The following is a 21,951-nucleotide window of genomic DNA, read 5'->3' on the forward strand; positions in this document are numbered from 1 at the left end:
TTGACCACAGCGGTGGTGCGCCTGGAGGCGGCCGCCAATGGCGGCCGGTGGTGCGGCGAAAACCCAGGCACCGCAGGCGTCTCGGCGGTTGCGACAGCTGCCGCGTAGAACGGTGATGCACCGGCTGTCCACCAGTTATCCACAGAGTTGTGCATGGTCGTCGGCGTCGCCGATGACTATGCTTCCTGCCTCCGTCTCCCTCGTGTCAGGTCTGTTTGTCCATGTCTGCTCGTCCTGGTTTCCGTTCCAAGCGCAATCGCGATCGCGACGACGATTACGATCGTCCCGAGCCGCGGCTTGACCAGTTGCGGGTGCCGCCGCATTCGGTCGAGGCCGAGCAGGCCGTGCTCGGCGGGCTGATGCTGGCGCCGGAGGCGTTCGACCGGGTCAACGACCAGCTGACCGACAACGATTTCTACCGCCGCGATCATCGCCTGATCTACCGCGCGATTCGCGAACTGAACGAAAAGGACCGCCCCTTCGATGCGGTGACCCTGGGCGAGTGGTTCGAATCGCAAGGCAAGCTGGAACAGGTGGGCGATGGCGCCTACCTGATCGAGCTGGCCAGCACCACGCCCTCGGCAGCCAATATCGCCGCCTACGCGGAGATCGTGCGCGACAAGGCGGTGCTGCGGCAACTGATCGAAGTGGGTACCACCATCGTCAACGACGGCTTCCAGCCCGAGGGCCGCGAAAGCGTGGAGTTGCTGTCGTCGGCGGAAAAGGCGGTGTTCAAGATCGCCGAGGCCGGCGCGCGAGGGCGCACCGACTTCGTGGCGATGCCGGGCGCATTGAAGGACGCCTTCGAAGAATTGCGCAGCCGTTTCGAAAACGGCGGCAACATCACCGGCCTGCCGACCGGCTACAACGATTTCGACGCGATGACCTCCGGCCTGCAGCCGACCGACCTGATCATCCTGGCCGCGCGTCCGGCGATGGGCAAGACCACCTTTGCGCTGAATATCGCCGAATACGCCGCGATCAAATCCAAGAAGGGCGTGGCGGTGTTCTCGATGGAAATGTCGGCATCGCAGCTGGCCATGCGCCTGATCTCGTCCAATGGCCGCATCAATGCGCAGCGGCTGCGTACCGGTGCGCTGGAAGACGAGGACTGGGCACGTGTGACCGGCGCGATCAAGATGCTGAAGGAAACCAAGATCTTCATCGACGACACGCCGGGCGTGTCGCCGGAAGTGCTGCGTTCCAAGTGCCGCCGACTCAAGCGCGAGCACGACCTTGGGCTGATCGTCATCGACTACCTGCAGCTGATGTCGGTGCCGGGCAACAGCGAAAACCGTGCGACCGAGATCTCGGAAATCTCGCGTTCGCTCAAGGGCCTGGCCAAGGAACTCAACGTGCCGGTGATCGCGTTGTCGCAGCTCAACCGCTCGCTGGAAACACGTACCGACAAGCGCCCGGTGATGGCCGACCTGCGCGAATCCGGCGCGATCGAGCAGGACGCGGACATGATCGTGTTCATCTACCGCGACGACTATTACAACAAGGAAAATTCGCCGGACAAGGGCCTGGCCGAGATCATCATCGGCAAGCACCGCGGCGGACCGACCGGTTCGTGCAAGCTCAAGTTCTTCGGCGAATACACCCGTTTCGACAATCTGGCCCACGACTCGGTAGGCAGTTTCGAGTAAGCGTCGCGCGTGGTGCCGGGCGGCAATCCGTCGCTGCGGCATCGCGCCATCGTTGCAGCGGCTGGCTTATCCTGCGCGCCTCATCGTCGCTGCCGAGCTTGTATGTCATACGCCATCGTCTGGTTCCGTCGCGATCTGCGCCTGGAAGACAACCCGGCCTTGCAGGCTGCGCTGGATGCGGGGCACCAGCCGATTCCGCTGTATATCGATGCGCCGCACGAAGAAGGCGAGTGGACACCGGGCGCGGCCTCGCGGAGCTGGCGGCATCGCTCGCTTGCGGCACTGGATGCGGCCTTGCGCGCGCTGGGCAGCGGCCTGGTCATTCGCGCCGGCGACAGCGCCCAGGCACTGGATGAGGTGATTGCGCAGACCAAGGCGGTGGCGGTGTACTGGAACCGCAAGTACGAGCCGGCCACACAGCCGCGCGATGCGCAGATCAAGCGCAGCTTGCGTGAGCGCGGGATCGAGGTGCACAGCTGCAACTCCGCACTGCTGTTCGAACCCTGGCAGTTGGCGACGCAGCAGGGCGGCCCGTACAAGGTGTTCACCCCGTTCTGGCGCAACGCACTCACGCAGCTGCAATTGCCTGCTGCCGCGCCGGCACCGCGCAGCCTGCCGCCGTTGCCGGTGCAAGTGAAGACTATGGCGGTGGAGACGCTCGGGTTGCTGCCGACGCTGGACTGGGACCGGGGCTTCTGGGACCACTGGCAGCCCGGCGAGGCCGGCGCGCACGAGATGCTGGAGATCTTCATCGACGGTGCGCTGTCCGGCTACCGCGAAAACCGCGACCGGCCCGATCGGGTTGGCACCTCGCAGCTGTCGCCGCATCTGCACTTCGGCGAGATCGCGCCGTGGCGGATCGCCAGCACGCTGGAAGCCAATCGCAGCGCACGCAACGCGGCGGAGATCGACGGCTATATCCGCCAATTGGGCTGGCGCGATTTTGCGTATCACCTGCTGCACCATTTTCCCGATACCACCAACCAGAATCTCAACCCGCGCTTCGAAGGCTTCGACTGGGCAAAGGTGGACCCGGTCGCGTTGCAGGCCTGGCAGCGCGGCCGCACCGGGATTCCGATCGTCGATGCCGGCATGCGCCAGCTCTGGCACACCGGCTGGATGCACAACCGCGTGCGCATGATCGTGGCGAGCCTGTTGTGCAAGCATCTGCGCGTGCACTGGATCGAGGGCGCACGCTGGTTCTGGGACACCTTGGTGGATGCGGACCTGGCCAACAACACGATGGGCTGGCAATGGGTCGCCGGTACCGGCGCCGATGCAGCGCCGTATTTCCGCGTGTTCAACCCGGTCACGCAGGCGGAGAAGTTCGATCCACAGGCGGCCTACATCACGCGTTGGCTACCGGAACTCGGCAAGCTTGCGGTGAAGGAACGCTTCGCGCCGTGGCTGCATCCGTTGTCGTTGGCGCGTCTGGCACCGGAGTATCCGCGTACGCCGGTCATCGGCCTGGCCGAGGGCCGCGACGCGGCGTTGGCGGCCTATGCGAAAACGCGCGGATAAGCACGCGCGCCAGCGCGAAGGCCAACGGTGCTGCGTACTTACCTGAGACCCAAGCTCCGCGCGTTTCTTTTGCAGGGCTGAGCCGTCGCATGCTTGCGCTGCGTCGGTTGCGTGGCACACGCACGAAGACGATGCAGATATGTAAGGCGCAGTTTTGAACAGAAAACGTTTTCCTGAATGCAGCACTAGCCAGATGCAGCCGGCGGTCGGTTTCATCATGCGCCAGTCGCGTTGGCCTGTTTATCCTCGCCGACACGATTGAGTGCCGGATGGTCCGGCCACAGGAGAACACCATGTCCCCAGCAGCCACCAAGAGCCTTGCCGTTGCCCTGGCCAGCGCCATCGCGTTGTCCGCCTGCGCCACCGGCGGCTCGTATGTGCAGCGCGACCAATATGGCGAGCAGACGCAACAGCAGAATCGCACCGGCCGCAACGCGCTGATCGGTACTGCGATCGGCGTGGCCGCTGGTCTGCTGACCGGCGACAGCGCCACCGAGCGCCGTCAGCATGCGATGGTGGGTGCCGGCATCGGCGCGCTCAGCGGCGCGGCGGTTGGCCAGTACCAGGATCGCCAGGAGCGCGCGCTGCGTGAGCGCACCGCCAACACCGGTATCGAAGTGCAGCGCCAGGGCGACAACATCACCCTGAACCTGCCCGACGGCATCACCTTCGACTTCGGCAAGTCTGCATTGAAGCCGCAGTTCTACAGCGCGCTCAATGGCGTGGCCTCCACGCTGCGCGAATACAACCAGACCATGGTGGAAGTGGTCGGTCATACCGACAGCGTGGGCAGCGACGCGGTCAATCAGCGTCTGTCCGAAGAACGCGCCGGCGCGGTCGCGCAGTACCTGACCGCACAGGGCGTGCAGCGTGAGCGGATGGAAACCATGGGTGCCGGCAAGCGCTACCCGATTGCCGACAACAGCACCGATGCCGGCCGCGCGCAGAACCGCCGCGTCGAAATCCGCCTGATTCCGCTGCGCTCCGAAGGTGCCGGAAACAACACCGGCATGCGTTGAGTGTGCCGCACTGAATCGTGACGAGTCGATTGACGAGCCGCGATGAGTAAACAAGACGGGCCGCGAAAGCGGCCTGTTTTTTTTTGCGCTGCGAATTTTTTTGATCAAGCGCGACGCGTAAGTCTCTTGAGTGCTGTTTTGGCGGGTGCGGTTCCATTGCGGTTGCGGGATCTATGGGGCGGAATGGATCCTTCCATGGATGGATTTACGGCGTGCAGGGAGAAGCGAGGGGAGAGCATCGCGACCTAGGTCAACCGGATTGAACATTCCATCACCGCAGAAGTTCGGGTTTTGGTCGCCTTTGTGGTGATTGGATGGTGTGGGTGCGTCGGGTGCGAAGCTGCCGATCTGCGGGTCTTCTGCAGGGCCCTTGCCCGCCCACCATCGCAGGACACGCCGCAAGTACGTCCCTGTAGGCTCTGGCGCGGCATCCATGCCGCTCAAGGTCCCGCGACGGTGGGCGGACAAGGACCAGTCGGGATAGTCGGTGTGCACAGTTAAGAGCAATCGTTGATGCGCGTCGTTCGATTATGAAGCGCCGGCTCAACCTCCGATGCAAGTCGAGCGGAAAGCGGCGTTTTACGGCCGCCGACCACCATTCTGGTGCAGTGTCCTTGCCGGTTACGGGACCGTGTGGCGGCATGGATGCCGCCACCGAGCCTCCACGGACGGATTCACGGCGTGTCCCGCAAGCGACAAGGGCAGCGCGCACTCGATCAACTAGGCTTTTGACTTGCGCCTATGGGCGAATAATGGAGCACGGACTACGCCGTGACGTTTTCCAGGATGCGCTTGCCTTCTGCACGCAATTGCGCGTCTGCGCCGACTTCGATCTTCGCATCGTTGTCGGCCTTCTGTGCCGCCAGACGCGCAGGGCACTGCGCCATCATGTAATCCGCATCGAAGTTCATCCGCGTCACCAGGAAGTCCACGAAGGCGCGCACTTTCGGCGAGACCAGACGGCCGCCGGCGAACACCGCGTTGAAGTCCACCTCCGGCCCGGTCCAACCCGCAAGCACCCGGCGGACCAGACCCGATTGCACGAATGGCTTGGCCATCACGTCGCCGGTCAGCAGCAAGCCTTCGCCGCATAGCACCGCGCCATTGAGCGCAGCCGGATCGTTGGCCACCATCAACGGATTGACCGGGAAATCGCGCACATCGCTGCCGTCGCTGAGCGACCAGAAAAAGCGGTTGTTGTGCACGTTGCGGTTCTTGCGCAGCGCCAGCGTGCGATGGAACTGCAGCTCGTCCGGATGCAACGGCTCGCCATAGCGCTCGATGTAGGACGGGCTGGCGAACACCTGCGTGCGCAGGCTGCCGAGCTTGCGCGCGACCAGATTGGAATCGGGCAGGGCGCCGACGCGCAATGCCAGATCGGCTTCGCCGCCGATCAGGTCCAGCTTCTCGTTGCCCAGATGCATGTCCAGCTGGATTTCCGGGTATTGCGCATGGAACTCGCCCAGCAATGGTGCGATCCAGGTGATGCCCAGCGAGTAGGGCACGGTGAAACGCAGCCAGCCGCGCGGGCCGGACTGCAATTGCCCGACGGCGCTCTCGGCCTCTTCCAGTTCGCGCGCGATGCGCTGGCAGTGTTCGTGGTACACCGAGCCGGCTTCGGTCAGGCCGATGCGGCGGGTGGTCCGGTGCAGCAGGCGGGCACCCAGGCGGGTTTCCAGCTCCTGCACCTTGCGGCTGACGGTGGTCTTGGGCAGGCCAAGCGCGTTGGCTGCCGCGATGAAGCTGCCTTGTTCGACCACCTTGACGAAGATCAGGGTGTCGTTGAGATCGTGAGTCATGGGACTGCCTTCCGGGGTCAGGAGGGATTAGACCGCTTACGGGACGATTATTCCCCTAAATCCGGACTAATCAAGTGCTGGTTTGAGGCCTAACTTATGCGCCATCCCCTCCATCCAGGAGCACGGCCATGTGGTTGTGCAATGTGTTCGGCGTGTCGTCCGCCTCCCGTAGCGCCATCGAAGGCGCCTTCGATCCCGTGATTCCGGCGGCGAGAAGCCCGCGTGCCAGTGTTTCACGTGCATTTTCGACGCCGCCCAGGCGTCAGGCCGGCGGGGCGCCTGCGCAGCGGACCGGACTGTCGGCGCGTCTGGCGCAGCGCGGAATTGTCCCGATGTCGGGAGTGAAAGTCCCATGACCGGGATGGTCCAATCCGAGACGGCCGTCATTGGCGGCGCGGGCAATGTCGGCGCCGGTATCGTCGCCGCCTTGCTCGATGCCCGGATGCCGGTGCTGGTGATTGGACGCGACGCCGCCAAGCTCGACGCGCTGCGCGCGCAGCATGGCCACACACCGCTGCTGGAGACCTTGCAGGGCTCGGTCGCCGACGACGCTTCGGCGCAGGCGCTGGCCGGCGAACTGGCCCAGCGCCCGCGTCCGCTGGCAGCGGTGATCGCCAGCGTGGGCAGCCCGCTCAAGGCCGGCCGCCTGCTGGACCGCCCGGTCACTGCGCTGCGTCGCCGCATCGAGCGCGACGTGCTGCCGCACCTGGCGGCCGCGCGGCATCTACTGCCGCTGCTGGCCGAGGCCGAGGGCGGCGGCCGCTATCTGCTGCTGGGTAGCCCCTGCGCGCTGCGTGCCTGGGCCGCGCACGGCGATACCTCGATTGCCGCTGCCGCCACCCGCATGCTCGCCCAGGTCCTGCACGAGGAAGCCAAGCCGCTCGGCGTCCGCGTGCACCTGCTGTCGGTCGAGCAGCCGGTGTGTACGCCGGGCCGTGCCAAGGATGCGTGTCCGGAATGGATCCGCGCCGTGGATGTCGGCCGCGCGGCGGTCTCGCTGATCGCCGGGCCTGGCCAGCCCGGGCAAGCCATCGTGACCGTCAGCCGTCGCCTGCACGCCGCTCCATCGGCCGACCGGCTCGCCGGTCTGCATTTTCCCATCCCCACCCGAGAGATTTCCCCATGACCCCGAACGCCACCCCGTTCCGTTTTCCCTTGCGTACTGTGTTGACGGGCGCCGTACTCGCGGTTGTGCTGGCCGGTTGCGGCAGCAAGGCTGCCGAGACCGGCGCGCCGCCGCCGCCCAGCGTCAGCGTCGCCCCGGTGTTGCTGAAGGAGATCAGCCAGTGGGACGAATTCAGCGGCCGCATCGAGCCGGTGGAAAGCGTCGAGCTGCGCCCGCGCGTGTCCGGCTACATCGACAAGGTCAACTACGTCGAAGGCGCCGAAGTGAAGAAGGGCGATGTGCTCTTCAGCATCGACGACCGCAGCTACCGCGCCGAATTCGCCCGCGCCAACGCCGCGCTGGTGCGTGCACGCACGCAGTCCACGCTGGCCCGCAGCGAGGCGGCACGCGCGCGCAAATTGTCCGACCAGCAGGCCATTTCCACCGAGACCTGGGAGCAGCGTCGCGCTGCCGCCGATCAGGCCGACGCTGATCTGCTGGCCGCGCAGGCTGCGCTGGATACCGCCAAGCTCAACCTGGACTGGACCCGCGTGCGTGCGCCGATCGATGGCCGCGCCGGGCGTGCGATGGTCACCGCCGGCAACCTGGTCACCGCCAGCGACAGCGCCAGCGTGCTGACCACGCTGGTGTCGCTGGACAAGGTGTTCGTGTACTTCGATGCCGACGAAGGCACCTTCCTGCGTTATTCGCAGATGGCGCGCAACGGCGAGCGCCCGGATGCGCGCGGTGGCGAGTTGCCGGTGCGCATCGGCCTGGTCGGCGAGCAGGGCTTCCCGCACACCGGGCGCGTGGATTTCCTGGATAACCAGGTCACCCGCAGCACCGGCACCATCCGCGTACGCGCAGTGCTGGACAACGCCCAGCGCCAGTTCACGCCGGGTCTGTATGCGCACGTGCAGTTGCTGGGCAGCGGCCAGTTCAAGGCCATGCTGGTCGACGAAAAGGCCGTGCTGACCGACCAGGACCGCAAGTACGTGTACGTGGTCGACAAGGACGGCAAGGCGCAACGGCGCGATATCGAGCTTGGCCGCAATGCCGACGGCCTGCGCATCGTGCGCAAGGGACTGGCTGCCGGCGACCGCGTGGTGGTCGATGGCGTGCAGAAGATCTTCATGCCCGGCATGCCGGTCGATGCCAAGCCCGTTGCCATGGCCACGGCACCGGACAAGCGCACCGCGTCGAACTGATTCATCGCTGCATCGCACCCGTGACCACCGGCCTCGCAACGAGGCCGGCTCGGGCCCGCTGTGCCGCGCCGCCACCCGGCGGCAACCTCTTTCAGGACCACCCCCATGGACTTTTCCCGTTTTTTCATCGACCGACCAATCTTTGCCGCGGTGCTGTCGATCATCATCTTCGCCGCCGGCCTGATCGCCATGCCGCTGCTGCCCATCAGCGAGTACCCGGAAGTGGTGCCGCCGAGCGTGCAGGTGCGTGCGGTGTATCCGGGCGCCAACCCCAAGGTCATCGCCGAGACCGTCGCCACGCCGCTTGAGGAAGCCATCAACGGCGTGGAAGACATGATGTACATGAAGTCGGTCGCCGGCTCCGATGGCGTGCTGGTGGTCACCGTGACCTTCAAGCCGGGCACCGATCCGGACCAGGCGCAGGTGCAGGTGCAGAACCGCGTCAGCCAGGCGCAGGCGCGTCTGCCCGAGGACGTGCGGCGCCAGGGCGTGACCACGCAGAAGCAGTCGCCGACGCTGACCATGGTCGTGCATCTGACCTCGCCCAAGGGCAAGTACGACTCGCTGTACCTGAGCAACTACGCCACCTTGAAGGTCAAGGACGAGCTGTCGCGCCTTCCGGGCGTGGGCCAGATCCAGATCTTCGGTGCCGGCGACTACGCCATGCGCATCTGGCTGGATCCGGACAAGGTCGCCGCGCGCGGGCTCACCGCCAGCGATGTGGTCGCCGCCATCCGCGAGCAGAACGTGCAGGTCTCCGCCGGCCAGCTCGGTGCCGAGCCGATGCCCAACAAGAGCGATTTCCTGCTCTCGATCAATGCCCAGGGCCGCCTGACCACCGAAGAAGAGTTCGGCAACATCGTGATCCGCAGCGGCAACAGCGGCGAGATCGTGCGCCTGTCGGACGTGGCGCGCCTGGAACTGGGCGCCGGCAACTACACCTTGCGCTCGCAGCTGGACAACAAGAACGCGGTCGGCATGGGCGTGTTCCAGTCGCCCGGTGCCAACGCGATCGAGTTGTCCGATGCGGTGCGCGCCAAGATGGCCGAGCTGGAAAAGCAGTTCCCGCAGGACATGGCGTGGTCGGCTGCGTACGACCCGACCGTGTTCGTGCGCGACTCGATCAGCGCGGTGGTGCATACCTTGCTGGAAGCGGTGTTGCTGGTGGTGCTGGTGGTGATCCTGTTCCTGCAGACCTGGCGCGCCTCGATCATTCCGTTGCTGGCGGTGCCGGTGTCGGTGGTCGGTACGTTTGCCGCGCTGTACCTGCTAGGCTTCTCGATCAACACGCTGAGCCTGTTCGGCCTGGTGCTGGCGATCGGCATCGTAGTCGACGATGCGATCGTGGTGGTGGAAAACGTCGAACGCAACATCGAAGAAGGCCTGGCCCCGCTGGCCGCGGCGCATCAGGCGATGCGCGAAGTCTCCGGGCCGATCATCGCCATCGCGCTGGTGCTGTGCGCGGTGTTCGTGCCGATGGCGTTCCTGTCGGGCGTGACCGGCCAGTTCTACAAGCAGTTCGCGGTGACCATCGCCATTTCCACGGTGATTTCGGCGATCAACTCGCTGACCCTGTCGCCGGCACTGGCCGCCATGCTGCTCAAGCCGCATGACGCACCGAAAGATGGCCCGTCGCGGTTGATCGACCGCTTGTTCGGCTGGTTGTTCCGTCCGTTCAACCGCTTCTTCAACAGCAGTTCGCACAAGTACCAGGGCGCGGTCTCGCGGACCCTGGGCAAGCGTGGCGCGGTGTTCGCGGTGTATGTGCTGCTGCTGGTGGTCACCGGTTTCATGTTCAAGGTGGTGCCGGGCGGCTTCATCCCGACCCAGGACAAGCTGTACCTGATTGCCGGCACCAAGTTGCCGGAAGGCGCCTCGCTGGAACGCACCAACGAGGTGATCCGTCAGATCACCCAGATCGCCTTGCAGACCGAAGGCGTGGACCACGCGATCGCGTTTCCGGGCCTGAATCCACTGCAGTTCACCAATACGCCCAATACCGGCACGGTGTTCCTGACGCTCAAGCCGTTCAGTCAGCGCAGCCGCACGGCGGCGCAGATCAACGCGGAGATCAACGCGCGCATCAGCCAGATCCAGCAGGGTTTTGCGTTTGCGTTCATGCCGCCGCCGATCCTGGGCCTGGGGCAGGGCTCGGGCTACTCGCTGTACATCCAGGACCGCGCCGGCCTGGGCTATGGCCAGTTGCAGAGTGCGGTCAATGCGATGTCCGGTGCGATCTCGCAAACGCCGGGCATGCAGTTCCCGATCGGCACGTATCAGGCCAATGTGCCGCAGCTCGATGCCAAGGTCGATCGCGACAAGGCCAAGGCACAGGGCGTGCCGCTGACCAATCTGTTCGACACGCTGCAGACCTATCTGGGCTCGTCCTACATCAACGACTTCAATCGCTTCGGTCGCACCTACCAGGTGATCGCCCAGGCCGATGGACAGTTCCGCGACAGCGTCGAGGACATCGCCAACCTGCGCACCCGCAACGATCGCGGGCAGATGGTGCCGATCGGCAGCATGGTCACGCTGGGGCAGACCTACGGCCCGGATCCGGTGATCCGCTACAACGGCTATCCGGCCGCCGATCTGATCGGTGAGGCGGACCCGCGCGTGCTCTCCTCCACCCAGGCGATGCAGACGCTGGCTGGCATGGCGCCGAAGGTGTTGCCCAACGGCATGAACATCGAGTGGACCGATCTGAGCTATCAGCAATCCACCCAGGGCAACTCGGCGTTGATCGTGTTCCCGATGGCGGTGTTGCTGGCGTTCCTGGTGCTGGCCGCGTTGTACGAGAGCTGGACGCTGCCGCTGGCAGTGATCCTGATCGTGCCGATGACCCTGCTGTCTGCCTTGTTCGGCGTGTGGCTCACCGGCGGCGACAACAACGTGTTCGTGCAGGTAGGCCTGGTGGTGCTGATGGGCCTGGCGTGCAAGAACGCGATCCTGATCGTGGAGTTCGCCCGCGAACTCGAAATGCACGGCAAGGGCATCGTCGAGGCCGCGCTGGAAGCCTGCCGCCTGCGTCTGCGTCCGATCGTGATGACCTCCATCGCCTTCATCGCCGGCACCGTGCCGCTGGTGTTCGGGCATGGCGCCGGCGCCGAAGTGCGCTCGGTCACCGGTATCACCGTGTTCGCCGGCATGCTTGGCGTGACCCTGTTCGGGCTGTTCCTGACCCCGGTGTTCTATGTGGCGCTGCGCAAGTGGGTGACGCGTCGCGAACCCGCCGCACCGGCCACCGTCGCGCACGATCACGTCAAGGCGTGAGTGCGTCATTCCCAACCCCCATTCGCAGTAGAAGGACATTGAAATGAGCAACCACAAGATCGCATTGGTCACCGGCGCCACCCGCGGCATCGGCCTGGAAACCGTCCGGCAGCTGGCCCAGGCCGGCGTGCACACGCTGCTGGCAGGCCGCAAGCGCGACGATGCCGTCGCCGCCGCACTCAAGCTGCAGGCCGAAGGCCTGCCGGTGGAAGCCATCCAGCTCGACGTCAACGACGACATCAGCATCGCCGCGGCGGTCGGTACGGTGGAACAGCGTCACGGCCACCTGGACATCCTGATCAACAACGCCGGCATCATGATCGAGGACATGCAGCGCACCCCGTCGCAGCAGAGCCTGGAGGTGTGGAAGCGGACCTTCGACACCAACCTGTTCGCGGTCGTCAGCGTCACCAAGGCGTTCCTGCCGCTGCTGCGTCGTTCGCTGGCCGGACGCATCGTCAATGTGTCCAGCATGCTTGGCTCGCTGACCCTGCATACCCAGCCCGGCTCGCCGATCTACGACTTCAAGATTCCCGCCTACGACGCCTCCAAGAGCGCGGTCAACAGCTGGACGGTGCATCTGGCACATGAGCTGCGCGACACCGCCATCAAGGTCAACACCGTGCATCCGGGCTACGTCAAAACCGACATGAACGGCGGTGGTGGCGAGATCGAGGTAGAGCAGGGCGCGCACAGCAGCGTGCAGATGGCGCTGCTCGACGCGCACGGCGCCACCGGCAGCTTTACGCATCTGGGAGAAGTGTTGCCATGGTAAGAAACCTTCTGAGCGTGGCACTGGCCGCGCTGGTGCTCAGCGGTTGCGCGGTCGGGCCGGATTACCGGCCCGACCCGCCGGCCGCGGTGACCTTGCAGGGCGCGCAGGACGCGGCCTTCAGTGCCGAATCGCCGGTCGGCAACTGGTGGTCGCAGTTCGACGACCCGGTGCTGGAACAGTTGGTGCGCGATGCCTTGTTCGCCAATCACGATCTGCGCATCGCCGTGTCGCGCGTCAAGCAGGCGCGTGCGGTGTTCGTCGAGCGTCGCCTCGACCAGGCCCCGCACATCACCGCGCAGGGCAGCTTCGATCGCCGCGAGCAACAGCAGGTGGTCGCCGGCAACCAGCGCTTCCTCACCGAGCAGACCACCCTGGGGCTGGATGCGGCCTGGGAGCTGGATCTGTTCGGCCGTCAGCGGCGCGCCTCCGAAGCGGCACGCGCGGATCTGGAAGCCGAGCAGGCCGGCCTGCTTGACGTGCAGGTCACCGTCGCTGCCGAAGTGGCGCGCAACTACTTCGAGTTGCGCGGCACGCAGAAGCAGCTGGAGGTTTCCAAGCGCACGCTGACCAACCTGCACGACACCCAGCGGCTGACGCAGACGCGTTGGGACCTGGGCGCGGGCAGCGAGCTGGATGTGCAGAGCAGCCTGGCGCGGTTGAAGGCGATCGAGGCGGACATTCCGCTGCTGGAAACCGCCGAAGCGCAGTACCGCCATCGCCTGGCGGTGTTGCTCGGCCAGCCGCCCAATGCCCTGGATGCCACCCTGGTGGCGCGCACCACGCCGGCGTTCGCACGTGCGTTGCCGCTGGGCGATACCGCCGGATTGCTGCGTCAGCGCCCGGACGTGCGCAGCGCCGAACGTCGGCTGGCGGCGGCCACCGCGCAGGTCGGCGTGGCCACGGCCGACCTGTTTCCGCGCATCAGCGTCAGCGGCTTTGTCGGCTTCCTGTCCGGCGACGCGGCCAGGCTGACCGAGGGCAGCGGCAAGGCCTGGTCGATCACCCCGTCGATCAGCTGGGCGGCATTCGACTTCGGCACCGTGCGGGCACGCCTGCGTGCCAGCAAGGCGCAGGCCGACGGCGCGTTGGCGCAATACCAGCAGACGGTGTTGCTGGCGCTGGAAGACACCGAGAACGCCTTGATCGGCTACGGCCGCCAGCAGGCGCGCCTGGCGATCGTGGTGGAGCAGGCCAATGCGGCGCGGCGTGCCGAACAACTGGCGCAGATCCGCTACCGCGAGGGCTCGGAAGACTTCCTGACCCTGCTGGACGCACAACGCACCCAGTTGGCCGCCGACGATGCATTGGCGCAGGCCGAAGCAGCGGTCAATGTCGGTGTGGTCGGTGTGTACAAGGCCTTGGGCGGCTGGAAGCAGGACCAGGCGCCTGCAGCACCGGTGGCAGTGCTCGATCGCTAGGCAGGCATGCGGGGCGGCGGTCAGGTCGCCCCGCAGTCTCACTCGGAGACGTAACCGTCTGGCGCGGCTGACGCCCTGATGGACCGCCGGCGGGCGAGTGCGGCCAGGGCTCGCCATCGGCAAGTATCACCGGTACCCGCCGGTTGCGTGTGACCTGACGCTGTTCGCCAGCCGTGCGAGCTGCTGTCAGCTGTGCGGCCTGCGACAAGCCGCGCCGACGCGTTGTCGGCTGTTGGCCAACGCGTGCCGGGAGCTCAGCGCCGAACCGGTGTGCCCGCTGCCCGGGCGTTGAGACGACGGCCTGCGCTCAGTCGGCCACCCGCACGCTGTCGCGGCCGCCGTTCTTGGCCAGATACAGCGCGGCATCGGCCCGCGAGAACCAGTCCTGCCAATGCGTCTCGCCATCGTGGCGCGCCGCGCCCAGCGATACCGTGATACGGCCACCCGGGCCGCGCAGACCGTTGCGGATCACCTTGCGCAGGCGTTCGGTGGCCGCTTCCAGTTCCTGCAAGGAGCCGGCACGCAACAACACCACGAATTCTTCGCCGCCGAAGCGGAACACCTGATGCGGCTCGCGCACTTCGAAACGCAGGATGGTGGCCAGATCCGACAGCGCGGCATCGCCTGCGGCATGCCCGTACAGATCGTTGACCTCCTTGAAATGGTCCAGATCCAGGATGATCAGGCTGTTGAGGCGTTCATGCGGCTGGCGCCGATCGATCTGGTGGGTGAGCGCACGCTCGAGCATGCGTCGGTTGGGCAGGCCGGTCAGCGCATCCAGCGAGGCCAGTTCTTCCAGATGCACGCGGTCGTCCTGCATGCGCAACGAAAACGCATAGCCCACCGCCAGCGTCACCACCGTCACCACGACCGTCGACACGCCCTGGCCGGGGCTGACGATCAGGCCAGGCAACAGCAGTAGTGCCGCCAGCAGCGGCAGGCTCAGCAGCACCGCGCGTTGCGGGCCGCACAGGAAGTAGTTGGTGGCCAACACCGGAAACAGCCAGGGCAGGGCACCATCGCCGCCGGTCCAGCAGGCCACGAGACAGCCACCGACGTTGATGGAGGCCAGCCACACGCCACCAGCGCCAGTGCGTTCGGCATCGCGCATCCTCCAACCCCGCCATATCGCAAACATACCGAGCGAGGCGGTGATGAGGCAGGCCAGCGCCTGACCGGTGATGGCCAGGTACACCGCATAAAGGCAAAGCAACAGCGCGGTGATCGGCCCCAGCGTCTTGACGATGCCGAGGCGGAAATCCCGCCGCAGGTGGAGGATCACAGGGAAGGTTCTATAGGAGTCGGCATCATTATCGGCGGAGCCTTGCGAAAGTTGAGCGTGCACGCGCCGCGGCAACGGGTAGGAAAATGAAGCGTTGCCGCGCCGGGCTTCGCACATCCTTGACGGCCGTGCCGCAACCGTAGCGTCTTTGTCGTCGGAGTCTGCCATGCCCACACGCGAAGAACTCGACACGCGCCTGGATGCGCTGCAGGACGAACTGCCGCAGCTGTCCGCCGATGAGGACGCGGATTTCGACTACCTCGATTTCCAGGCGCGTGCCCAGGCCCTGCTGAGCAGCGCCGCGGCCGAGGACGCAGCCTATGTGCGGACCCGTGTGGACGGCATGCTGGCGGGCGCTGGCCTGATTCCTACCGATGAGGATGGGCAGAGCTGCACGTGATTGCTGCTCTGCCCAACCGGCAAGCTGCCTGCATCGCAGTCGGCCGGGGCGGCGCGAAGGTGGGGCTACAGGCGCAGCCCCAATGCTGGTAACGGCGTGGCTTACCGTGTGGCCGACGCGCCCGCACTGACCACCTGATTGCGTCCGGCCTGCTTGGCGCGGTACAGCGCCTCGTCCGCGCGCCGCAGCAGCTGCGCCATGTTGCTTGCATGCTCGGGAAAGCTGGCCGCGCCGAACGATGCGCTGACCTTCGGCAACGAGACGCCATCGGCCATGACCTGCAGGGACTCGATGCCGGCGCGCAGCTTCTCGGCCATCCGGCAGGCGGTCGCCAGGTCCACTTCCGGCAGGATGATCGTCAGCTCCTCGCCGCCGTAGCGGCAGCAGATGTCTTCGCCGCGCGTCTGCGCCAGCAGGAATTCGCCGATCGCCGCCAGGACGCGATCACCGCCACTGTGGCCGTGCAGGTCGTTGAACTGCTTGAAGTGGTCCACATCCAGCATCAGCACCGACAAGGGCTGTACCCGTCGCGTGCAGCGCGCCAGTTCGTGATTGAGCGCCTCTTCGAGATACCGGCGGTTATACAGTCCGGTCAACGGATCGCGAATGGACTGCTGGCGCAGCGTTTCGCGCAGACGCAGGTTGTGCAGCGCCAGCGACAATTGTTCGGCCGCTGCCTCGGCCACGGTCAACGAGGCCAGGTCGCGCGGATCCTCGCTGCGCAGCGCCAGCATCCCCAACTGCGTGCCCTGTGCCGACAACGGGATGCAGACGGTGCTCGCGTGCGCCGGAAGATTGGCGCCGACGTGCTGGCAGAGCATGCCCTGGCTGGCGTCTTGCACCACATGCGTGCGATCGCGGCGCAAGGCCCAGCAGGTGTCCGGCGCGATGCTGGCGTTGTCGTCGTCGGCCATCGTGCCCCAGGCCACCACCTGTTCGGCACGATCGCGCGAGGCGCGCAGCAGATAGACCGCACCGGCCGCGCCCGGCACCAGCGGCGCGATCGTGCGTGCGGTGATTTCCAGTGCTTCCTCGGCATCGCGGCAGTTCTGCAGCAACCCCGAGTAACGCGCCAGCGCCTCCAGTCCCGCCGACGTGCGTTCGAGTGTGGCGAACGATTCGATCAGGCGCTCGCTGGTCGTGCTGGCGGCGTCCTCGGCGCGCACGCGCCGTTCCAGTTCGCGTGACAGCAGCCGGTAGGCCAGCAACATCACCAGCAAGCCGCTGAAAATCCCGACCACCGTGACCCACAGCACCCACTGCGCACTGCGCGTGTTGGTGTCATTGCGCTTCACCAGTTGCTGGCGCTCCAGTTCCGTCATGACCTGTACCTGGCGGCGCAGCGAGGACGAGGTCTGGAACACGCCGCGTGCGATCGAGGCGCGCGCCCCATCCAGGCCCTGCTTGCGGTAGCTGTGCAACAGGTCGTCGATCTGCGTCAGGCGAATGTCCACCAGGCGTCCAAGCTCCACGACATGGCGCCGCTGTACCGGGTTGTCCTGCACCAGGGCGTCCAGCCGCACGATGCGCTCGGGCAGTCGCCCGATCGCATCGGCGTACACCCCGAGAAACGCTTCGTTGTCGGTCAAGACATAGCCGCGCACCGACGACTCCGCCGACAGCATTCCGGCCTGGATTTCGTCGATGCTGGCGATCACCTCCTGCGTGTGCGTCACCCAGCCGGCGTCGGACAGCGAACGCTGCGTGGTCAAATACCCGCCTATGCCGATCAGGACGAAGATCATCCCGCCGAGCAACAAGGCGCCGGCAGCGTGGCGTTTTGCTTTCTTGGTCAACACCGTGTTTCCCCGACACTGATTGTCTAGTAGAGGCCGATGCAAGTCGCGTGCCTATGCTTCACTTCGCTTGCCAGTCAGCTGCGGGACGGGCTCAAGGTCGCTCCGGCGGCGGCACGGCGATATGCTTTACGCTCGTCATCGAGCCGGGCAACAGATTGGTCATTTTTCTAGGTAGCTATCAATTGACCTGCCGCGCTGCCCGGGGCGATGGCCCGAGCCCCGGCTGGGTTGCCGACTGGCAGATCGCCCAGATCGGTGCCGGAAGCGCCGGCGACCGGGCAGGCAGCGCACTTTCTGCCACGTTTCCCGACCACCGCAGCGCCATGGCGGCCGCTCGCGTCGCCGGCATGGTGACGCTGGAGGCCATGCACGCCGAAGCGCAACGACAGCTCGAACCCGCCTGAGCGCAGGTGCTGGTGCGCATGGTCGCATCGGCCAAGCCAGCACCAGACAGGCTGGCATGCGGTTTGCTCCAGCCCTGGAGAACGCTGGGGAGCGTCTTGGACGGAGGCGACATGCAAGAACCCAACAAAAGTGCCCTGGTCCTGCTGCAACAGGAAGCCACCGAACTGCTCGCGCTCTTCGACCAACTGCGTGGCGATGCGGCACCGGCACACGAGCCAGTCAACGTCGTTGCGGACGGACCTGCCGGGCGCACCGAACAGACCGCCCACGTCAGTAATTGACGCATCCTGCCGGCGTGCACTCGCGCGTGGCGCACTCCCGGCCGATGCGTGGCAAGTTCCCGGCGGGCGTAGGGAGGAGGCCTGAAAGACCCGCGCGCTGGAGGGTAGGCGCACGCCGAGGCGTTCGACGCGTGCACCAGCACCGGCGCAATTTTCGGCCTGTCTTGTGTTCGCATCTGGCAACGGCTGGCGCGGCAGCCTGTCAGCGCCAGTTGGTGGCAGATCACGCGGTCTCCAGAGCCGGCGGTCTCGGTATCGCCCATGAAAAAGGCCGGGAGCCCTCTGCATCGAGGAGTCCCGGCCTTAGTCGGTCGTCTTAGGACCGTTGTTTGGTGGAGGTGGGCGGAGCCTGTAAACGCCCTCAAACAACCCATTGATCCTAAAGAAATTTGGGTTCAGCAGATGTGCCTGCTTTGATACCTCAAATGATACCTTAGGTCATAGCGAGAAGTTTGGGCGTTTGGTCCTGCCAAGACCGGCCTGCTGATAGGCATGATGTATGCTGTTCACAAAGTCGCAGCGGATGAGACAGGGGAAAGGTATGAAGGCTTCTAGGACGAAGCACTACCAGCGTTGGACTTACAGGATTTTGACCTCTGTGATCTTTGTTGCCTTCTTCGGGTTCTTTGTCGTGGTCTGGCAAGTGCATGCATTCGACCTTCAAGACGCTCTCCATAAGGTTCCTGATAAAGCACTTGCTACACCTGCGAAGTCACAAGCTGCTCCGGTTGGTTCAACAGCAGCTTCGCCTTCGGTCAATGCGCCATCAAAGCCAGACCGGTGGAGTGATGGAGATGTGGTTTCAGCACTGAGCAGCTTTTACCAAACAATCATCACATTGATGGGCTTTTTGCTAGGCGTGATCGGAATATTAGCCGTGATAACTCTGCGATTTCTTTCGAAGACGGCAGCGGAGGATATCGCACACCAAGCGGCCAAAGAGGCGATGGGTTACTACTTAGAAACTAGGCAATTTGGTGATAATGTAAAATATGCCGTTGAGGAAACTGGACTGGCGTATCAGCTTGAAAATTTGGAAAAAGATATTGAATCTATTAAATCTATTTTAAGGAAAATTAAAAGGCGCTCTACAGTGGGGCGTGACGATGAAGATTTGGACGGTAACGTAGTCCCCGGTAGTGGGAGTAAAGAACACTAATGGCAGTTGTGCGGAAAAAGTCAATTCCAACGAGCATCGTGGTGGCCAGCGAACAGTTGGAAAAAAATCTGCATCTGCGTCTAGCTGAGGCGGGTTTATTGGCTGTGCCAGTTAATATTTTGGCAGTTGCAGAATTTCTTGGGTTGGAAGTCATCGAAGAACCGATGGCGGACGATCTCTCTGGCTATCTCGAAGTTAGATCGGGAAGCTGGGTGGTAGGGGTGAACTCCCTGCATCACAGAAATCGAAAGCGGTTTACGATTGCGCATGAAATCGCTCATTACGTGTTGCATTCGGCACGGCAGAAGAGCTTTCATGATCAAACATTCACGCGTCGCAATGATGCTCCAAACCTCATGGAGCGCGAGGCGGATCGTTTTGCTGCTCAACTTCTTATGCCAGAAGATGAGGTCCGTAAGCTGATCGCGTCAGGGGTAACAACGCTATCAGGATTGGCAACAAATTTCGGAGTATCTGCATTAGCGATGAAATATAGAGTCCAAAATCTAGGCTACCAGGTTAACCAATGACGAACTACTCCCCTATCCTTCGGTCCAGGGCGGCCGAGTTGCGTGGATTGAAGGAACTGACGGACCAGACTAAGGGGAAAATTCTTCCGATCATTGAACTAACCCGTTCTCGCCGGACCAGCAAAAATCCTGGTGGTGACATCGTCAAAAGTGTCGAAGCTGTTTGTGAGATTTTGGGCGAGAAGCGGTTCATAGCAGACCTGACTTCGCTCGAAAGTCAGCAGAATGCAGAGTTTGATCAGCTACTCAGTGATGATTCTGGATTTGCTGCATGGACAAATTTTGCTTTAAAGAGCCTGCCAGAGCAGTGCATTCCGGTCGTTCACTTGCTTGAACCATTTGAAGTTGCCCCATTTCAATCACAAGTAGCAGAGTTAAAGAAAAAATTTTCCGTTCTCGCTATTCGTGTTCCCACCAATTACGTCGACTATGGGACGCTGATTAGCGCACTACAACTTGTATTTTCTGATCTTTCGCAGATATGCCTGATTCTTGATGCGGGATATGTCTCACAGAAGGCAGTCGGCGGGGCTCATGCTCGACTATCAGAAATGCTATTTGCAGTGAATGGAGTCAAATTCTACTCGAAGACAATTGCAGCCAGTTCATTCCCAAACAGCGTTGTGTCAGCGGGGGGCGGAGATGACCAGGGCGAGTTTGATCTAACCGAAGTTCTTATTTGGGATGACTTGAGGAAAAAATATGCCGACCTAAGTTATGGCGATTATGCCGGTGTGCATCCTATGGATTTTACTGGCACTGTCACGAACTGGGTGCCTCGCGTAGATGTAATGCTGGATACCAAGTTTTACTATCATCGCTATCGTCGTTCAGATGGGGGATATATAAAATCAGCGCAGGAAGCTTATAAGGATTCCAGATATGTCCCCCTAGCTTGCTGGGCTGAGGAAAATATCAAGTTGGCCGCTGCTGGAACGCCAGCAGGCCGCAGCCCATCCTTCTGGATATCCAATAGGGTGAACTTCCACCTCTCTCGACAGACACTCAGGGTCGTTGGCTGATATTTTCATTAAGAGTGAGCATCCGCACATCATCAAGCGTAACCGTGTGGCCTAACTCATTTCTGAACGCTTCAAACCGTGGCAGGAGCCTTTCATGCACGGTTCGTAGCGCGAAATTGGATAGTTCAGCGCCCGGTATGTGTTGCCGGGTTGCCTCTGCAAGCGACTCATAATGCCCTGTCACTGGCAGCTTCTTCTCTCGCATAATTTTGCGCAGATCTTCTGTTTTTAGCCACTTTAATGCTGCGTTTGATGTTAATCGAGACCGCTCACGTGGCATTCTAACCGTGACAAGTTCATCCTCGCGCAACGCCATTAAGCCGGTTGATCTTGGTAAGCGTTCCCTGACGGTGGAAATCCAATTCGCATCCGTAGCGACAGAGAAGTCTAGGAACATTTCAGAGTAGCCAAGCACTTGACCACCCAATTTATCTAAATTATCTCTCGGCCCCTTAATTTCAATAGCGCTCAGGCGTGATGGCGATGATATAACAAGGTCAGCCCGATACCTGCCATCGCCAAACCGCACTTCCGACCCCAAGACTTCATCAAAATTGAGAGTTGGTAATATTGCCGAAACAATTACGGCTTTGATGTCGTCGGCATACATTGGCAGTCAATCGAGCTTTGAAGATATCATTCTGACAGCACTTCCAACAAAATCATAGTAGCTCTTCAATCAATAGATAAACGGGTTTATAGCTGCTTGATAAAAAGGCGTTAAAGTAATATGGGTTGTTGGTGATAAAAGGACGGAGTTGGTCCATTCGTTGGATTGCAGTGGTAAACGACATCGGTTCACTAGCTGCAAGAAGCGATTGAGCCAGTTTTTCTCTGTTTATAGTGGCAATCAAAGTTCCATCATCGCGCAATAGGGATGGCGATTTGGCGCAAGTATGTTGATAGAACTGAATATCCTCGACCTCTTTTCTTTCCCAGAGGCTAATCCAATGTGCGTTCACTGGGTCAAGCTCAAATAGAGTTCTTGCAGCGCAGAAGGCAGCGATGCTCGGTATTCCATATTTATAAGCTTCGATAGCGAAATTAATCAGCTGCCAATTAATTTTACCGCTGACAATATCAGGGGCCTCGTTGATCTTTGGCCTTCGTGCAAAGAGGGCAACAACACGAACAATCTTTCCATTGTGTGCGTGGGCGGATCGGGCTTCTCCTTCTCGGCTTTTCCAGAAAAATATCGGCGCGACGGAATTTCCGTTTGCTGAAATAATCCTGACCAATTCTGGAACAACCACATATTCCAAGCTTCGTTCGTTCATGAAACTGGTCGAATTCTTAGCCATCA

20 protein-coding genes are annotated in these 21,951 nt (G+C 62.8%); 15 read left to right on the plus strand and 5 right to left on the minus strand.

Annotated features, from left to right (window positions below; all coding sequences use genetic code 11):
• Window positions 1–221: 221 nt before the first annotated feature.
• From H7A87_RS07540 to H7A87_RS07550, 3 genes are all read left to right on the plus strand, one after another.
• Complete coding sequence (locus H7A87_RS07540; protein WP_104583351.1) at window positions 222–1,649, plus strand: replicative DNA helicase; 1,428 nt, start codon at window positions 222–224, stop codon at window positions 1,647–1,649.
• 102 nt (window positions 1,650–1,751) lie between these two features.
• Window positions 1,752–3,170, plus strand: a complete 1,419-nt coding sequence (locus H7A87_RS07545; RefSeq protein WP_119129046.1) for a deoxyribodipyrimidine photo-lyase — start codon at window positions 1,752–1,754, stop codon at window positions 3,168–3,170.
• A gap of 293 nt (window positions 3,171–3,463) precedes the next feature.
• Window positions 3,464–4,189: an OmpA family protein gene (locus H7A87_RS07550; protein ID WP_016902719.1), complete on the plus strand. Its 726-nt coding sequence runs from the start codon at window positions 3,464–3,466 to the stop codon at window positions 4,187–4,189.
• Window positions 4,190–4,953: 764 nt separating this feature from the next.
• Here H7A87_RS07550 and H7A87_RS07555 read toward each other — a convergent pair.
• Entirely contained in the window at window positions 4,954–5,988 is a 1,035-nt protein-coding gene (locus H7A87_RS07555; protein WP_104583349.1) for a LysR family transcriptional regulator, read from the minus strand.
• A 128-nt stretch (window positions 5,989–6,116) separates the two neighbouring features.
• On the opposite strand from H7A87_RS07555, the gene H7A87_RS07560 reads away from it, so the two are divergent.
• The 6 genes from H7A87_RS07560 (at window position 6,117) to H7A87_RS07585 (ending at window position 13,770) form a co-directional block, all read left to right on the plus strand.
• Window positions 6,117–6,344 carry a hypothetical protein gene (locus H7A87_RS07560; protein ID WP_104648379.1) on the plus strand — a complete coding sequence of 76 codons (228 nt, stop codon included), beginning with the start codon at window positions 6,117–6,119 and terminating at the stop codon, window positions 6,342–6,344.
• Window positions 6,341–7,114, plus strand: coding sequence for an SDR family NAD(P)-dependent oxidoreductase (locus H7A87_RS07565; protein ID WP_039520429.1), 774 nt, complete (start codon window positions 6,341–6,343; stop codon window positions 7,112–7,114). Before H7A87_RS07560 ends, H7A87_RS07565 begins: the two co-directional genes overlap by 4 nt.
• Window positions 7,111–8,301, plus strand: coding sequence for an efflux RND transporter periplasmic adaptor subunit (locus H7A87_RS07570; protein ID WP_119129047.1), 1,191 nt, complete (start codon window positions 7,111–7,113; stop codon window positions 8,299–8,301). Before H7A87_RS07565 ends, H7A87_RS07570 begins: the two co-directional genes overlap by 4 nt.
• Before the next feature lie 105 nt (window positions 8,302–8,406).
• Window positions 8,407–11,577, plus strand: coding sequence for an efflux RND transporter permease subunit (locus tag H7A87_RS07575; protein WP_054592673.1), 3,171 nt, complete (start codon window positions 8,407–8,409; stop codon window positions 11,575–11,577).
• Window positions 11,578–11,620: 43 nt separating this feature from the next.
• Window positions 11,621–12,352, plus strand: a complete 732-nt coding sequence (locus H7A87_RS07580; RefSeq protein ID WP_016904913.1) for an SDR family oxidoreductase — start codon at window positions 11,621–11,623, stop codon at window positions 12,350–12,352.
• Complete coding sequence (locus H7A87_RS07585; protein ID WP_104583345.1) at window positions 12,346–13,770, plus strand: efflux transporter outer membrane subunit; 1,425 nt, start codon at window positions 12,346–12,348, stop codon at window positions 13,768–13,770. Before H7A87_RS07580 ends, H7A87_RS07585 begins: the two co-directional genes overlap by 7 nt.
• A gap of 307 nt (window positions 13,771–14,077) precedes the next feature.
• Here H7A87_RS07585 and H7A87_RS07590 read toward each other — a convergent pair whose 3' ends face one another.
• Complete coding sequence (locus tag H7A87_RS07590; RefSeq protein WP_104583344.1) at window positions 14,078–15,052, minus strand: GGDEF domain-containing protein; 975 nt, start codon at window positions 15,050–15,052, stop codon at window positions 14,078–14,080.
• Window positions 15,053–15,146: 94 nt separating this feature from the next.
• Between H7A87_RS07590 and H7A87_RS07595 the strand changes: the two genes are divergently transcribed.
• Window positions 15,147–15,452, plus strand: a complete 306-nt coding sequence (locus H7A87_RS07595) for a hypothetical protein (RefSeq protein WP_119129048.1) — start codon at window positions 15,147–15,149, stop codon at window positions 15,450–15,452.
• A gap of 101 nt (window positions 15,453–15,553) precedes the next feature.
• Here H7A87_RS07595 and H7A87_RS07600 read toward each other — a convergent pair whose 3' ends face one another.
• A complete protein-coding gene (locus H7A87_RS07600; protein WP_119129049.1) occupies window positions 15,554–17,251 on the minus strand; it encodes a diguanylate cyclase in 1,698 nt (565 codons plus the stop codon).
• Window positions 17,252–17,406: 155 nt separating this feature from the next.
• Between H7A87_RS07600 and H7A87_RS07605 the strand changes: the two genes are divergently transcribed.
• The 5 genes from H7A87_RS07605 to H7A87_RS07625 all read left to right on the plus strand — a co-directional run bounded on the left by H7A87_RS07605 (window position 17,407) and on the right by H7A87_RS07625 (window position 20,648).
• Window positions 17,407–17,655: a hypothetical protein gene (locus H7A87_RS07605; protein ID WP_115677062.1), complete on the plus strand. Its 249-nt coding sequence runs from the start codon at window positions 17,407–17,409 to the stop codon at window positions 17,653–17,655.
• Between the two features lie 111 nt (window positions 17,656–17,766).
• Window positions 17,767–17,937: a hypothetical protein gene (locus H7A87_RS07610; RefSeq protein ID WP_164739080.1), complete on the plus strand. Its 171-nt coding sequence runs from the start codon at window positions 17,767–17,769 to the stop codon at window positions 17,935–17,937.
• A 598-nt stretch (window positions 17,938–18,535) separates the two neighbouring features.
• Window positions 18,536–19,096, plus strand: a complete 561-nt coding sequence (locus tag H7A87_RS07615; protein ID WP_147421100.1) for a hypothetical protein — start codon at window positions 18,536–18,538, stop codon at window positions 19,094–19,096.
• A 41-nt stretch (window positions 19,097–19,137) separates the two neighbouring features.
• Window positions 19,138–19,626 carry an ImmA/IrrE family metallo-endopeptidase gene (locus tag H7A87_RS07620; protein ID WP_180496932.1) on the plus strand — a complete coding sequence of 163 codons (489 nt, stop codon included), beginning with the start codon at window positions 19,138–19,140 and terminating at the stop codon, window positions 19,624–19,626.
• Window positions 19,623–20,648 (plus strand): beta family protein, encoded by a 1,026-nt coding sequence (locus H7A87_RS07625; RefSeq protein ID WP_119129051.1) that lies wholly within the window; start codon window positions 19,623–19,625, stop codon window positions 20,646–20,648. Before H7A87_RS07620 ends, H7A87_RS07625 begins: the two co-directional genes overlap by 4 nt.
• On the opposite strand, the gene H7A87_RS07630 is transcribed toward H7A87_RS07625, so the two are convergent.
• Together H7A87_RS07630 and H7A87_RS07635 are read right to left on the minus strand one after the other, a co-directional pair.
• Window positions 20,632–21,258 carry a sce7726 family protein gene (locus tag H7A87_RS07630; RefSeq protein ID WP_147421101.1) on the minus strand — a complete coding sequence of 209 codons (627 nt, stop codon included), beginning with the start codon at window positions 21,256–21,258 and terminating at the stop codon, window positions 20,632–20,634. The genes H7A87_RS07625 and H7A87_RS07630 overlap by 17 nt on opposite strands.
• Window positions 21,259–21,310: 52 nt before the next feature.
• Window positions 21,311–21,925 carry a hypothetical protein gene (locus H7A87_RS07635; protein WP_147421102.1) on the minus strand — a complete coding sequence of 205 codons (615 nt, stop codon included), beginning with the start codon at window positions 21,923–21,925 and terminating at the stop codon, window positions 21,311–21,313.
• Window positions 21,926–21,951 lie beyond the last annotated feature (26 nt).

The organism is Xanthomonas sp. CPBF 426, assembly GCF_903989465.1.
Taxonomy (GTDB): domain Bacteria; phylum Pseudomonadota; class Gammaproteobacteria; order Xanthomonadales; family Xanthomonadaceae; genus Xanthomonas; species Xanthomonas euroxanthea.

Excerpts from the sequence above, each read along its gene's own strand:
- H7A87_RS07540 (WP_104583351.1), top strand. The coding sequence starts at position 222 with ATGTCTGCTCGTCCTGGTTTCCGTTCCAAGCGCAATCGCGATCGCGAC.
- H7A87_RS07545 (WP_119129046.1), top strand. The coding sequence starts at position 1,752 with ATGTCATACGCCATCGTCTGGTTCCGTCGCGATCTGCGCCTGGAAGAC.
- H7A87_RS07550 (WP_016902719.1), top strand. The coding sequence starts at position 3,464 with ATGTCCCCAGCAGCCACCAAGAGCCTTGCCGTTGCCCTGGCCAGCGCC.
- H7A87_RS07555 (WP_104583349.1), bottom strand. The coding sequence starts at position 5,988 with ATGACTCACGATCTCAACGACACCCTGATCTTCGTCAAGGTGGTCGAA.
- H7A87_RS07560 (WP_104648379.1), top strand. The coding sequence starts at position 6,117 with ATGTGGTTGTGCAATGTGTTCGGCGTGTCGTCCGCCTCCCGTAGCGCC.
- H7A87_RS07565 (WP_039520429.1), top strand. The coding sequence starts at position 6,341 with ATGACCGGGATGGTCCAATCCGAGACGGCCGTCATTGGCGGCGCGGGC.
- H7A87_RS07570 (WP_119129047.1), top strand. The coding sequence starts at position 7,111 with ATGACCCCGAACGCCACCCCGTTCCGTTTTCCCTTGCGTACTGTGTTG.
- H7A87_RS07575 (WP_054592673.1), top strand. The coding sequence starts at position 8,407 with ATGGACTTTTCCCGTTTTTTCATCGACCGACCAATCTTTGCCGCGGTG.
- H7A87_RS07580 (WP_016904913.1), top strand. The coding sequence starts at position 11,621 with ATGAGCAACCACAAGATCGCATTGGTCACCGGCGCCACCCGCGGCATC.
- H7A87_RS07585 (WP_104583345.1), top strand. The coding sequence starts at position 12,346 with ATGGTAAGAAACCTTCTGAGCGTGGCACTGGCCGCGCTGGTGCTCAGC.
- H7A87_RS07610 (WP_164739080.1), top strand. The coding sequence starts at position 17,767 with ATGCAAGAACCCAACAAAAGTGCCCTGGTCCTGCTGCAACAGGAAGCC.
- H7A87_RS07625 (WP_119129051.1), top strand. The coding sequence starts at position 19,623 with ATGACGAACTACTCCCCTATCCTTCGGTCCAGGGCGGCCGAGTTGCGT.
- H7A87_RS07630 (WP_147421101.1), bottom strand. The coding sequence starts at position 21,258 with ATGTATGCCGACGACATCAAAGCCGTAATTGTTTCGGCAATATTACCA.
- H7A87_RS07635 (WP_147421102.1), bottom strand. The coding sequence starts at position 21,925 with ATGAACGAACGAAGCTTGGAATATGTGGTTGTTCCAGAATTGGTCAGG.